Origin of the sequence: Mycobacterium sp. 1245852.3 (genome assembly GCF_001669335.1) — a bacterium.
GTDB lineage: Bacteria > Actinomycetota > Actinomycetes > Mycobacteriales > Mycobacteriaceae > Mycobacterium > Mycobacterium europaeum_A.
In genome coordinates this window covers 67635-80664 of sequence record NZ_LZLL01000518.1, presented here as the reverse complement: position 1 = coordinate 80664, position 13030 = coordinate 67635, and the positions used below count along the sequence as shown (strand labels likewise).

The window sequence follows — 13030 nt, the reverse complement described above, 5'->3', positions numbered from 1 at the left end:
CAACCGCTCGCAGCCCGTGGAAGAGACCTTACTACCCGACCGGTCGATGCGACCGTCATCGCCGTCGTCGCCGCTGGCAGAAGCGGTGTCGGACCGTGGATTCGGGCGCGCCACCGGCGGCGGCGGTGCCTGCCTGTGTAATCCTGGGGAAATGACGTCCCCGCGGCCCCCACGCGGCACCGGTCGCGTGCCGGTGCTACGCGACGAGTGGCGAGAGCCGCTGCGGGCGCTGCGCGACCCGATCGCGCGGGAAGCCGGACGACCCCGGGCCGACCGTGAACGGCCGCGACAATGGCGCAAGCAGACCTGGCTGGGCCGCTTCGTCTCCACCTACGGGTGGCGCGCGTACGCCCTGCCCGTCCTGGTGGTGCTCACCGCGGTGGTGATGTACCAGACGGTGACCGGCACCGGCGCCCCCATGCCGACGGCCAACAAACCCATCCAGAGCCCGCCGGCCATCGGCGCGGTGGGCACCACGATCATCGACGCCCCGCCGCGCGGGCTGGCCGCATTCGACGCCAACCTGCCGGCCGGGACCCTGCCGGACGGCGGCCCGTTCACTGAAGCGGGCGACAAGACCTGGCACGTCGTGCCGGGCACCACGCCACAGATCGGGCAGGGCACCGCCAAGGTGTTCAGGTACACCGTCGAAGTGGAGAACGGCATCGACCCGACGATGTTCGGCGGCGACGACGCCTTCGCCCAGATGGTCGACCAGACGCTGGCCAATCCGAAGGGCTGGACGCACAACCCGCAGTTCGCGTTCATCCGGATCGACGGAACCAGTGGGGCCAAACCCGACTTTCGGATCTCGCTGGTCTCGCCGGTGACGGTGCGCGAAGGGTGCGGCTACGAATTCCGGCTCGAAACCTCTTGCTACAACCCGGTATTCGGTGCCAACCGGGAGGCACGGGTGTTCATCAACGAAGCGCGCTGGGTACGGGGGGCCGTGCCGTTCGAAGGTGACATCGGCTCCTACCGGCAGTACGTGATCAACCACGAGGTCGGCCACGCCATCGGATACCTGCACCACGAGCCCTGCGAGCAGCAGAACGCCCTGGCGCCGGTGATGATGCAGCAGACGTTCTCTACGTCGAACAACGACGCCGCGCAGTTCGACCCCGACGTCGTCAAGGCCGACGGCAAGACCTGCCGGTTCAATCCCTGGCCGTACCCGATCGCCTGACCGACCGCCGCTTGCTACCGCTGCGGTTGGCATTGATCTCGTCGCGGTGCGCCATCGCCCACTCGGCGAGGGAGATCACCAGCGGTAGCAGCGTTCGCCCGAGCTCGGTCAACTCGTATTCCACTCGCGGCGGCACTTCGGCGTAGGCCGTGCGCTCGACCAGGCCGTCTTCGACCAGGTGTTTGAGCGTCACGGTGAGCATCCGCTGCGAAATGCCCGCCACGGCCTCCGTCAACCCGCCGAACCGCATCGGTCCGCCGCGCAGCGTGCCGATCACCAGCAGACTCCACTTGTCGCCGATGCGATCGAGCACCTCCCGGACCGCACCGCCCTCGGGTATCCGCGTCGTCTTTGTGATGTGCGTCATAGCGAAGTCTGCTTCCTGGATGCATACATCGGTGTGCCTTTTGTGGGTGCCCCATCGCTGACACACGATGTGGTTACACACAAATGGTAAGGATTGGGGACTGTCGTGAACATCGCACTGTGGACGGCGCAGGGCCTGCTCGCATTCGTCTATCTCGCCGCGGGCGGGCTCAAGATCATTCGACCGCGCGAGCAACTCGTGGCAACGGGCCGGCTCGACTGGATGAAGGACAACTCGGACGCGGCCGTGAAAGCCGTTGGCGCGGTCGAGATCCTCGGCGCGCTCGGTGTGATCCTGCCCGAGGCGACCGGCATCGCCCGCATCCTGACCCCGATCGCTGCGGTCGGCCTGGTCATCGTCCAGATCGGGGCACTGCGCGTCCACCTGACCCGTAACGAGCGGCAACCTTTGCCGATCAATGTGATTCTCCTGCTGCTCGCGGCCTTCGTCGCGATCGGCCGATTCGTGAGCTGAGCCAACCCGGCTCGCGCGTCGCCTGATTGCCGCCGGTCCGTCGGCCTGCTGAGATGGTGGGAGAACCCGATCGAGGAGATGTTTCGCAAGTGTCGACGCCGCTGCCGCCGCTGGTGGCGCCCGCAGACCACCTCAGCGGCGACGAGGTGGCCCGCTACAGCCGGCACCTGATCATTCCCGACCTGGGGCTCGACGGGCAGAAGCGCCTCAAGAACGCCCGGGTGCTGGTGATCGGGGCCGGTGGCCTCGGCGCGCCGACGCTGCTCTACCTGGCGGCCGCGGGCGTGGGCACGATCGGCATCGTCGATTTCGACGTGGTCGACGAGTCGAACCTGCAGCGCCAGATCATCCACGGGGTGGCCGACGTCGGACGGTCCAAGGCGCAGTCGGCGCGCGACTCCATCGCAGCGATCAACCCGTTGGTGGACGTGCGGCTGCACGAGTTCCGGCTGGATTCCACCAACGCCGTGGAGTTGTTCGGCCGCTATGACCTGGTCGTGGACGGCACCGACAACTTCGCCACCCGGTATCTGGCCAACGACGCGGCGGTGCTGGCGAAAAAGCCCTACGTGTGGGGATCGATCTACCGCTTCGAGGGCCAGGTCTCAGTGTGCTGGGAGGACGCCCCCAACGGACGCGGGCTCAACTATCGCGACCTGTACCCCGAGCCTCCGCCGGCCGGCTCCGTGCCGTCCTGTGCCGAGGGCGGCGTGCTGGGCATCGTCTGCGCCTCCATCGCCTCGGTGATGAGCACCGAAGTGATCAAACTCATTACCGGGATCGGCGAGTCGTTGCTGGGTCGGTTGATGATCTACGACGCGTTGGAGATGACCTACCGCACCATCGCGATCCGCCGGGACCCGTCGGATTCGTCGCGGCCAAAGATCACCGGGCTCGTCGACTACGAGCAACTGTGCGGCGTGGCGCCCGAGCTCTCGGCACAGGACGCTGCGTCGACCATCACGCCGCGCGAGCTGCGTGACTGGCTGGATTCGGGCAAGAAGCTGGCGCTGATCGACGTGCGTGAGCCGGTGGAGTTCGACATCGTGCACATCGACGGAGCCCAGCTGATCCCGCAGTCGTCGATCAATTCCGGTGAGGGCCTGGCAAAGCTGCCGCAGGACCGGCTGCCGGTGTTGTACTGCAAAACGGGGGTGCGGTCGGCCCAGGCGCTGGCGGTGGTGCGCAAGGCCGGTTTCGCCGACGCGGTGCATTTGCAGGGCGGGATCGTGGCGTGGGCGCAGCAGATGCAACCCGACATGGTCATGTACTGACCCGGAACGCCTGTTGGACTCGTTTAGAGTACCGGTGTGACAGTCGAGCCACCGCCGGATCATGTGCTGTCGGCGTTTGGTTTGGCCGGAGTTAAACCCGTCAATCTGGGCGCCAGCTGGGAGGGCGGCTGGCGGTGCGGCGAAGTCGTCTTGTCGCTGGTGGCCGACAACGCCCGCGCGGCGTGGTCCGCCCGGGTTCGCGAGACGCTGTTCGTCGACGGCGTTCGCCTGGCCCGGCCGGTGCGGTCCACCGACGGGCGCTACGTCGTATCCGGGTGGCGGGCGGACACCTTCGTGGCCGGGACGCCCGAGCCCCGCCATGACGAAGTCGTCTCGGCCGCGGTGCGCCTGCACGAGGCGACGGGCAAACTGGATCGGCCCCGCTTTCTGACCCAGGGGCCCACGGCGCCGTGGGGTGATGTCGACATCTTCATCGCCGCCGACCGCGCGGCGTGGGAGGAACGGCCGCTGGCCTCGGTGCCCCCGGGTGCGCGCTCCGCCCCCGCGACGGCGGACGCCGAGCGGTCGGTGGAGCTGCTCCAGCAGCTGGGCACCCTGCGCAAGCCGACCAAGAGCCCCAACCAGCTGGTCCACGGAGACCTTTACGGCACAGTGCTTTTCGTCGGTACCGCGGCGCCGGGAATCACCGACATCACCCCGTACTGGCGGCCCGCGTCGTGGGCGGCAGGTGTGGTCGTCATCGACGCGCTGTCCTGGGGAGAGGCCGACGACGGGCTCATCGAGCGCTGGAACGCCCTGCCCGAATGGCCGCAGATGTTGTTGCGGGCGTTGATGTTTCGCCTCGCGGTCCACGCGTTGCATCCGCGTTCCACCGCCGAGGCGTTCCCCGGCCTGGCCCGCACCGCGGCACTGGTCCGGCTGGTGCTCTAGCGTCCCCTCGGGAACTCGTAACGAACCTCGCGCAGCGCGATCTTGCCGTCGGTCGCCAGCACGCCTTCGGCGCGCAACAGCTCCAGCTGGCGGGTCGTCAGGTGTCGCGCCGGGCGACCGGACGCGGTGATCACCCGGTGCCAGGGCAGATCCGAGGAATCGGTCCGCATGATCCAGCCGACGATGCGCGGGCTGGAAAGCCCTGCGACAGTGGCGATGTCGCCGTAGGTGGCGACCCGCCCGGCTGGGATCGCGGCGACCAGCTCACGCACCCGCTCGACCTGCTCGTCGGTCACCGGCGCCACGGTCAGCCGGCTTCCAACAGCTCGCGGGTCAACGCGGCGACCTCGTCGGGCTTGGCGGAGGGCACCATGTGGTTGCAGTCGAAATCCAGCAGCCGGAAATCCGCTCCCAACCGCTCCGCCAGGGCGTCGATCAGTTGGTCGGTGACATAGGGCGGCGTGGTGCGCTTGGCCCGCACCAAAATGGTCGGGGTCTTCGCGGGCGGCAGCACGGTCTCGCGGGCCAGCTCGCTCCAGTACGACATCATCGCCGGCAGGCTCACCCGCCAGCCGTAGCGGCCGCCCGGCAGCGCGATCAGATGCTCGTCGATCTCGGCGTCCAGCAGGGCCGGTTCGACATCCGACCACGATCCGTGCACCTTTTCCAGGCGCGCTTCCTCGGCGTCGGGGTAGTCGGGCGAGGACAGCATCGCCTCGGCGATCTCGCGCATCCACTCGCCGTCCAGCCCGACCGCCGGGTCGAGCAGCAGCAGCCCCGCCACCCGATCCGGGCGGACGGCGGCCAGCTGCATCGCCAGCCCGCCGCCGAACGAGTGGCCGACGATCACCACCGGTGTGCCGGGCTGTTCGTCGAGCAGCGCGGCCAACGCCGCGACGTTGGCGTCGATGGTCCACGGCGCTGCCCATGAGGACCTGCCGTGACCCACAAGATCCGGTGCGGCGATACCGATCCCGGGCAGCAAGCCGGCTAAATGCTCCCAGCGCTGGCCGTGGCCGGTCAGCCCGTGCAATGCGAGGATCCGCACCGGACCCGGCGGGCCGTAGCGGTGTACATGCAACTTCGCGGTCACCAGTCGATGGTGCCAGCCACCGCGGTCGCGGGTTGCGGGCGGCCCCTAACGGTCGTCATCCTCCCGATCGTCGTCGGTGGAGACGATGTAGGCCTGCTCGATCACGTCGGCCTCGTTGGCTTCCCGGTCCGCGGCGGCGGCCACGTAATCGATGTCCAGACCGGTCTCGTCGTCAAAATCGACAGGCCGCCGTTGTTCCACCGCGTCGCCTTCCGGCGCCTCGTCGATGGGAAAGCCGCGTTCGTCGTCGTTCATGGTCTTGCACCCCTCCTCTCGTTGTCCGGCTGCTGCGGCCTCCAGGGTAAGAGTCGGCGGCGGCGTGGCCGGGTACGCTGACCGCTCGGTCACCTCGACGACCCAACGGGAGCAGTCATGGGCAGAATCAGGCGCGGTTGGGCGCTTTCGCAGCAGAGCTGGCAGGTCCTGAAAAAAGACCGGTCGCTCGTCTTCTTCCCGATCCTGTCCACCCTGTTCGCCGTCCTCGCCACGATCGCCATCTGGGCGCCGACGCTGTTGCTGCGCGGCGTGTTCGGCGGCCATCACGTGGACAACCAGGACCCCGCCTACTACATCGCGGGCGTGGCAACGGCATACGTGTCGACCTTCATCGCGATCTTCTTCAACGTCGCGCTCGCCGCCTGCGCGGTGCGCTCCATGCGCGGCGAGGACACCAGGGTCGGCGAGGGCATCGCCGCCGCGGCGCGCCGGATCGGTCCGATCCTGGGTTGGACGGTGGTGGCGACCACGGTCGGGCTGATCCTCAAGGCGCTCGAGGAGCGCCTACCGACCCTGGGCAGGCTCGCCGCGGACCTGGTCGGCGCGGCGTGGGCCGTCGCAACGTTTTTCGTCATCCCGGCGATCGCGCTCGAGGGCACCGGGCCGTTTCGGTCACTGCGCCGCTCGGTGGACACCATCAAGTCGCGCTGGGGTGAGAGCGCCGCCGGGGCGGCCACCATCGGGGTGGTCACGTTTCTGGTGACCCTGGTGGTCGTGGTGGGCGGCATGGTCGGCGGCATCGCGCTGATCGCGGCGCGTCTGGCGCCGCTGGGTCTGGTGGTGCTGGCCGCCACGTTCGCGGTCGCCGTGGTCATCTCGTTCTTCTCGACCGCGCTGAGCCAGATCTTCCGTGTCGCGGTCTACCAGTACGCGGTCACCGGGGAGACGGTGGGCGGGTTCGACCACCGGCTGCTGCAGTCCGCGTTCGTCGCGCGCTAGATCTGTCGGACCCTCGTGATGTCATGCCGTCATGGCCTACACGTGGGAGCCCGAAGCGCACACCGTCTTGGACCCGGGTGCGCGCGGTCAGCTGCGTATTCTCGGCGGGCCCGGCACCGGCAAGAGCAGTCTGCTGATCGACGCGGCGGTCGCCCAGATCGACGCCGGGGTCAACCCGGAATCGGTTCTGCTGCTTACCGGTTCCGGCCGGATCGGGATGGCCGAGCGCAGCGCGCTGACGACGGCGTTGCTGCGCGCGCGACCCGCCGGCCCCGGCCGGGCCGCGGTCAGCGAGCCGTTGGTGCGGACCGTGCACGGGTACGCGTACGCGGTCCTGCGACGCGCGGCCGAGCGGGCCGGTGAGGCGCCGCCGCGGCTGGTCACCAGCGCCGAACAGGACGCCATCATCCGGGAGTTGCTGGCCGGCGACCTCGAAGACGGGCCACGCGCGGCGACGGCCTGGCCGGCCCCGCTGCGCCCGGCGCTGAGTACCGCGGGATTCGCCGCCGAGCTGCGAAACCTGTTGGCGCGCTGCGCTGAACGCGGCGTGGACCCCCAGGAATTGGAGCGGTTGGGCCGTCGCTGCCGGCGGCCGGAATGGACCGCCGCCGGACAATTCGCCCGCCAGTACGAGCAGGTGATGCTGCTGCGCGCGGCGGTGGGCACGGCCGCGCCGGAGGCGACCACGCCCGCGTTGGGCGCCGCGGAGCTGGTGGGCGCCGCGCTGGAGGCGTTCGCCGTCGACCCCGAGCTGTTGTCCGCCGAACGCGGCCGGATCCGCGTCTTGTTGGTCGACGACGCCCAACAGCTGGACCCGCAGGCCGCCCGGCTGGTTCGGGTGCTCGCCGCGGGCGCCGAGCTTGCCCTGATCGCCGGCGATCCCAACCAGGCGGTGTTCGGCTTCCGGGGCGGTGAACCCGCCGGGCTGCTGGGCGGCGACGCGCCCTCGGTGATGCTGACCACGTCGCATCGCTGTACGCCCGCCGTGGCGCGCGCGGTCAGCGGTATCGCCGCCCGGCTACCCGGCGGCGGCGGCGGTCGGCGGATCGACGGCGCCGGGGCGGGGGAGGGCTCGGTGACGGTGCGGCTGGCCGCGTCGGCGCACGCCGAGGCGGCGACCATCGCCGACGCGCTGCGGCGCGCACACCTGATCGACGGCGTGCCCTGGTCACAGATGGCGGTCATCGTGCGGTCGGTGCCGCGGGCGGGTGCGCGCCTGCCGCGCGCCTTAGCCGCCGCCGGGGTGCCGGTGGCCGCGCCCGCCATCCCCGGCCCGTTGGCCGAGGAACCGGCCGCGCGGGCCCTGCTCACCGTGCTGCTGGCCACCGCCGACGGGCTGGACGGGCAGCAGGCGCTGGCGCTGCTGACCGGCCCCATCGGTCGGGTCGATCCGGTGTCGCTGCGCCAGCTGCGCCGAACGATGCAGCGCGCCAACCCCGATCGCCCCGCGGGCGACTTCGCCGAGCTGGTGGTCGACGCGCTGTCCGCCGGCGCCGTGCCGCCGGGGCCGCAGTTCGCCCCGCTGCGCAAGGTCCGCGGGGTGCTCGACGCGGCCGCGCGCTCGCACCGCGCCGGTGAAGACCCGCGCCACACCTTGTGGGCCGCCTGGCACCGGTCCGGGCTGCAGCGCCGCTGGCTGTCGGTCAGCGAGCGCGGCGGGCCCGCCGCGGCCCAGGCCACCCGGGACCTCGAGTCGGTGACCGCGCTGTTCGACGTCACCGACGACTACGTGTCGCGCACCTCGGGCGCATCGCTGCGCGGTCTGGTCGAGCACATCGCCGCGCTGGCGTTGCCGGGCGCCGTTCCCGAGCCGTTCGCCGCGGCCGAACAGGTCCAGGTGCTCAGCGCGCACGCCGCGCTGGGGCACGAATGGGATTTCGTGGTGATCGCCGGTCTGCAGGAAGGGTTGTGGCCCAATACCGTTCCGCGTGGCGGTGTGCTGAATACCCAGCGGTTGCTGGACGTGCTGGACGGGGTCGGCGCGGACGCGTCGGTGCGGGCACCGCTGCTGGCCGAGGAGCGCAGGCTGCTGGTCGCGGCGATGGGCCGGGCCCGCCGGCGGTTGCTGGTGACGGCCGTCGACAGCGACACCGGCGGGGCCGGCCACGAGGCCGCGCTGCCGTCGACCTTCTTCGCCGAAATCGCGCGGTGGGCCGACGGAGAACCGGATAACGCTGAGCTACAACCGGTCTCGGCTCCGCGGGTGTTGTCCGCGGCGGCGCTGGTCGGGCGGCTGCGCGGCGTGGTGTGCGCCCCCGACGGGGCGGTCGACGAGGCCGCCCGTGACTGCGCGGCAACACAATTGGCCCGGCTGGCCCGAGCCGGTGTGCCCGGCGCCGACCCGGCCGGGTGGCACGGCCTGACCCCGGTCAGCACCAGCGAACCGTTGCGGGGCAGCGGCGATGTGGTGACGTTGACGCCCTCAACCATGCAGACCCTCAACGACTGCCCGCTGCGCTGGCTCGCCGAGCGGCACGGCGGATCCAACCCGCGCGATGTGCGCTCGGCGATCGGATCGGTGGTGCACGCCCTGATCGCCCAACCGCACAAGAGCGAATCGGAATTGCTGGCCGAGCTGGACCGCGCCTGGGGGCACCTACCCTTTGGGGCGCAATGGCATTCGGCCAACGAGCTGGCTCGCCACCGGGCCATGCTGGAGGCGTTCATCGAGTGGCGGGCGCAGACCCGGGGCGCACTGACCGAGGTCGGCGTCGAGGTCGAGATCGACGGAACCGTGGCCACCGAGGGCGGCGGCGAGGTCCGGCTGCGCGGGCGGGTCGACCGGCTGGAACGCGATGCCGCCGGCCGGCTGGTCATCGTCGACATCAAAACCGGCAAGACGCCGGTCAGCAAGGACGACGCGCAACAGCACGCCCAGCTGGCCATGTATCAGCTGGCGGTGGCAGACGGATTGGTCGGCAATGGCACCGAGAACGTCGAACCCGGCGGTGCCCGGCTGGTTTACCTCGGCAAGACCGGGGCATCGGGAGTGGCCGAACGCGAACAGGATCCGCTGACCGCGGCCGGCGGCGACGAATGGCGCGAGGTCATCGCCCGGGCGGCCGACGCGACGTCCGGCCCGCAATTCATCGCGCGGCGCAACGACGGCTGCAGCCATTGCCCCGTCCGGGCGAACTGCCCGGCCCACGCCGACGGATCACAGCGATGACGCCACCGCGCTATTCCCCGGCCGAATTGGCCAAGGCGCTCGGGCTTTTCCCGCCGACCGACGAGCAGGCCGCCGTCATCGCCGCGCCGCCGGGGCCGCTGGTGGTCATCGCCGGGGCCGGCGCCGGCAAGACCGAAACCATGGCCGCGCGGGTGGTGTGGCTGATCGCCAACGGCTACGCCGATCCCGGTCAGGTGCTGGGATTGACCTTCACCCGCAAGGCCGCCGGTCAGCTGCTGCGCCGGGTCCGGTCCCGACTGGCCCGGCTGGCCGGCGTCGGGCTGGGGCCGCCGGGCGCCGCCGACGCATCCGTCGACACCGAGGGCGCGCCGACGGTCAGCACCTACCACGCCTTCGCGGGCTCGCTGCTGCGCGACTACGGGCTGCTGCTGCCCGTCGAGCCCGACACCCGGCTGCTCAGCGAAACCGAGTTGTGGCAACTGGCTTTCGACGTGGTGAACGCCTACCCCGGGCAGCTGCGCACCGACAAGTCCCCGGCGGCGGTCACCTCGATGGTGCTGCGGCTGTGGGGGCAGCTGGCCGAGCACCTGGTGGACACCGGCCAGCTGCGCGACACCCACCTGGAGCTGGAGCGGCTGATCCACTCCCTGCCCGCCGGCCCCTACCAACGCGACCGCGGCCCCAGCCAATGGCTGCTGCGGCTGCTGGCCACCCAGACCGAGCGCGCCGAACTGATGCCCCTGCTCGACGCCCTCGACGAACGCATGCGCGCCGCGAAGGTGATGGATTTCGGGTTGCAGATGGCGTCGGCGGCCAGGCTGGCGGCGACCTTCCCGCAAGTGGGCGAGGACCTGCGCAGCCGCTACCGGGTGGTACTGCTCGACGAATACCAGGACACCGGCCACGCCCAACGCATCGCGCTCTCAACGCTGTTCGGGGGTGGGGTCGACGACGGCCTGGCGCTCACGGCCGTCGGTGACCCCATCCAGTCGATCTACGGATGGCGCGGCGCGTCGGCGACCAACCTGCCCCGGTTCACCACCGACTTCCCCCGATCCGACGGCACCCCCGCGCCCATGTGCGAGTTGCGGACCAGCTGGCGCAATCCGCCGCGGGCCCTGCGGGTGGCCAACGCGGTGTCGGCGGAGGCGCGGCGGCGCTCGGTGGCCGTGCACGCGCTGCGCCCGCGCCCGGATGCCCCACCCGGCACGGTCCGTTGTGCGTTGCTGCCCGACGTGACGGCCGAGCGGGAGTGGATCGCCGAGCACCTCGACGCGCACTACCGGCGGGTCCGCGACGAGGGCGTCAGCCCGCCGACGGCCGCGGTGCTGGTGCGCCGCAACGCCGATGCCGCGCCCATCGCGGACGCGCTGCGCGCCCGCGGGATCCCGGTCGAGGTCGTCGGACTGGCGGGTCTGCTGGCCATCCCGGAGGTCGCCGAGGTGGTCGCCATGCTGCGGCTGGTCGCCGATCCGACGGCCGGCGCGGCGGCGATGCGGGTGCTCACGGGTTCGCGCTGGCGCCTGGGCGCGCGTGACCTCGCGGCGCTGTGGCAGCGCGCGCGTGTACTGGGCGGGGGTGTGCCCACCGGCGATCCCTGTTCGCCCGAGTCGATCGCGAGCGCGGCCGGCCCCGACGCGGACACCGTGTGCCTGGCCGACGCGATCACCGATCCCGGTGCGGCCGAGGCATATTCGGCCGCGGGGTATCAACGCATCACGGCGCTGGCCGCCGAACTGAGCGCCCTGCGCGCTCACCTCGGCCATCCGCTCGGGGACCTCGTCGCCGAGGTGCGCCGGGTGCTGGGCATCGACTGCGAGGTCCGGGCCGCGGCCGGGGTCGCGGCCGGCTGGGCCGGCAGCGAGCATCTGGACGCGTTCGCCGACGTCGTCGCCGCGTACGCCGAACGCACCGACGCCGTAACCGGGCCCGCGGACGGATCGGCGGCCACGTCGGTGACCGGCCTGCTGGCCTACTTGGACGTGGCCGAGTCGGTCGAAAACGGCTTGGCGCCGGCACCATTGGCGGTCGCCCGCGACCGCGTCCAAATCCTCACCGTGCACTCGGCGAAGGGGCTGGAATGGCAAGTGGTGGCGGTGGCCCACCTGTCCGGTGGCACCTTCCCGTCCACGGCGTCGAAGAGCACCTGGCTCACCGATGCCGGCGAGCTACCCCCGCTGTTGCGCGGCGACCGCGCCGCCGCGGGCGCCCTGGGCATCCCCGTGATGGACACCTCGGACGTCACCAACCGAAAGCAGCTGTCGGACAAGATCTCCGAGCACCGTCGCCAGCTCGAGCAGCGGCGTATCGACGAGGAGCGGCGGCTGCTCTACGTCGCCATCACCCGCGCAGAGGACACCCTGCTGGTGTCCGGGCACCACTGGGCGGCCACCGGCATCAAGCCGCGCGGCCCGTCGGACTTTTTGTGCGAGATCAAGGCCGTCATCGACGACGCGGCCGCGGCCGGCGACCCGTGCGGAACGGTGGAGCACTGGGCGCCGCCACCCGCCGACGGTGAGCCAAACCCACTGCGCGGCAACGTTATCGAGGCCGTATGGCCACCCGACCCCCTGGCCGAGCGACGCAACGACGTCGAGCGCGGGGCGGCGCTGGTGGCTCAGGCGCTGCGCGCCGGCGCGACCGAAACCGGGGTCGACGTGGACGGCTGGGCCGCCGATGTCGATGCCCTGCTGGCCGAGCGCGCCCGGTTGGTGCAGCCGCCGCCGCTCGCCCTGCCCGGCCAATTGTCGGTCAGTTCCCTGGTCGGCCTGGCGCGCGACCCGGCGGGCACGGCGCAGCGCCTGAGGCATCGGCTGCCGTCGCGTCCCGAACCGCATGCGTTGCTGGGCAATGCCTTTCACGCATGGGTGCAGAAGTTCTACGGCGCCGAGTGCCTGTTCGATCTCGGTGACCTGCCCGGCGCGGCGGATTCCGCCGTCGGCGACAGCGCGGAACTGGCCGCCTTGCAGCGGGCGTTCGCCGAATCGCCCTGGGCCGCAAGGACCCCCGTCGCCGTGGAGGTGCCGTTCGAAATGCCGATCGGTGACACGCTGGTGCGAGGGCGCATCGACGCGGTCTTCGCCGACCCCGATGGCGGGGCCACCGTGGTCGACTGGAAAACAGGTGAGCCGCCGCACGGGCCGGAGGCGATGCGGCAGGCCGCCGTCCAGCTCGCGGTGTATCGCTCGGCATGGGCGGCGCTGGCCGGCGTCCCCGAATCGTCGGTGCGCACCGCCTTCTATTACGTGCGCGCCGGCGCCACGGTGGTTCCCGACGAGCTGCCGAGCGACGCCGAGGTCGCCGACCTACTGTCGGATCCCGGCGGCGCCCGCCGCGTCGGCGTGTGACCTGCGCCGCCCGAGTATTGGGGACGCTGTGGCCGTGGTTACATAAGACCCGT

General features: G+C 71.2%; 11 protein-coding genes. 7 read left to right on the top strand and 4 right to left on the bottom strand.

Annotated elements, in window-relative coordinates; all coding sequences use genetic code 11:
* Positions 1-46: 46 nt before the first annotated feature.
* The gene (locus A9W96_RS23590; protein WP_067143551.1) at positions 47-1186 is read left to right on the top strand and encodes a DUF3152 domain-containing protein; all 1140 of its coding nucleotides are present in this window, start codon (positions 47-49) and stop codon (positions 1184-1186) included.
* On the opposite strand, the gene A9W96_RS23585 is transcribed toward A9W96_RS23590, so the two are convergent.
* Positions 1158-1553, bottom strand: coding sequence for a helix-turn-helix domain-containing protein (locus A9W96_RS23585; RefSeq protein WP_067143517.1), 396 nt, complete (start codon positions 1551-1553; stop codon positions 1158-1160). The two genes, A9W96_RS23590 and A9W96_RS23585, sit on opposite strands and share 29 nt — an antisense overlap.
* Positions 1554-1658: 105 nt before the next feature.
* Between A9W96_RS23585 and A9W96_RS23580 the strand changes: the two genes are divergently transcribed.
* From A9W96_RS23580 to A9W96_RS31710, 3 genes are all read left to right on the top strand, one after another.
* On the top strand, positions 1659-2027 hold the full coding sequence (locus tag A9W96_RS23580) for a DoxX family protein (RefSeq protein WP_066867950.1): 369 nt from the start codon (positions 1659-1661) through the stop codon (positions 2025-2027).
* 89 nt (positions 2028-2116) lie between these two features.
* The gene (gene moeZ / locus A9W96_RS31715; RefSeq protein WP_067143514.1) at positions 2117-3301 is read left to right on the top strand and encodes an adenylyltransferase/sulfurtransferase MoeZ; all 1185 of its coding nucleotides are present in this window, start codon (positions 2117-2119) and stop codon (positions 3299-3301) included.
* A gap of 36 nt (positions 3302-3337) precedes the next feature.
* Complete coding sequence (locus tag A9W96_RS31710; RefSeq protein WP_066867956.1) at positions 3338-4192, top strand: TIGR02569 family protein; 855 nt, start codon at positions 3338-3340, stop codon at positions 4190-4192.
* Here A9W96_RS31710 and A9W96_RS23565 read toward each other — a convergent pair.
* Genes A9W96_RS23565 through A9W96_RS23555 form a run of 3 tightly spaced genes read right to left on the bottom strand, consistent with a single transcriptional unit; the run spans position 4189 to position 5540 of the window.
* Complete coding sequence (locus A9W96_RS23565) at positions 4189-4497, bottom strand: MGMT family protein (RefSeq protein ID WP_067143511.1); 309 nt, start codon at positions 4495-4497, stop codon at positions 4189-4191. The two genes, A9W96_RS31710 and A9W96_RS23565, sit on opposite strands and share 4 nt — an antisense overlap.
* A 2-nt stretch (positions 4498-4499) precedes the next feature.
* A complete protein-coding gene (locus tag A9W96_RS23560; protein WP_067143508.1) occupies positions 4500-5285 on the bottom strand; it encodes an alpha/beta fold hydrolase in 786 nt (261 codons plus the stop codon).
* Positions 5286-5330: 45 nt separating this feature from the next.
* The gene (locus tag A9W96_RS23555) at positions 5331-5540 is read right to left on the bottom strand and encodes a hypothetical protein (RefSeq protein WP_066867965.1); all 210 of its coding nucleotides are present in this window, start codon (positions 5538-5540) and stop codon (positions 5331-5333) included.
* Positions 5541-5657: 117 nt separating this feature from the next.
* On the opposite strand from A9W96_RS23555, the gene A9W96_RS23550 reads away from it, so the two are divergent.
* The 3 genes from A9W96_RS23550 to A9W96_RS23540 are packed head-to-tail and all read left to right on the top strand — an operon-like array spanning position 5658 to position 12977.
* Positions 5658-6500, top strand: coding sequence for a DUF6159 family protein (locus A9W96_RS23550; RefSeq protein WP_067143505.1), 843 nt, complete (start codon positions 5658-5660; stop codon positions 6498-6500).
* Between the two features lie 31 nt (positions 6501-6531).
* Entirely contained in the window at positions 6532-9669 is a 3138-nt protein-coding gene (locus tag A9W96_RS23545) for an ATP-dependent DNA helicase (RefSeq protein ID WP_067143502.1), read from the top strand.
* Positions 9666-12977, top strand: a complete 3312-nt coding sequence (locus tag A9W96_RS23540; RefSeq protein WP_067143499.1) for an ATP-dependent DNA helicase — start codon at positions 9666-9668, stop codon at positions 12975-12977. The genes A9W96_RS23545 and A9W96_RS23540 overlap by 4 nt, the downstream gene beginning before the upstream one ends.
* Positions 12978-13030: the final 53 nt, after the last annotated feature.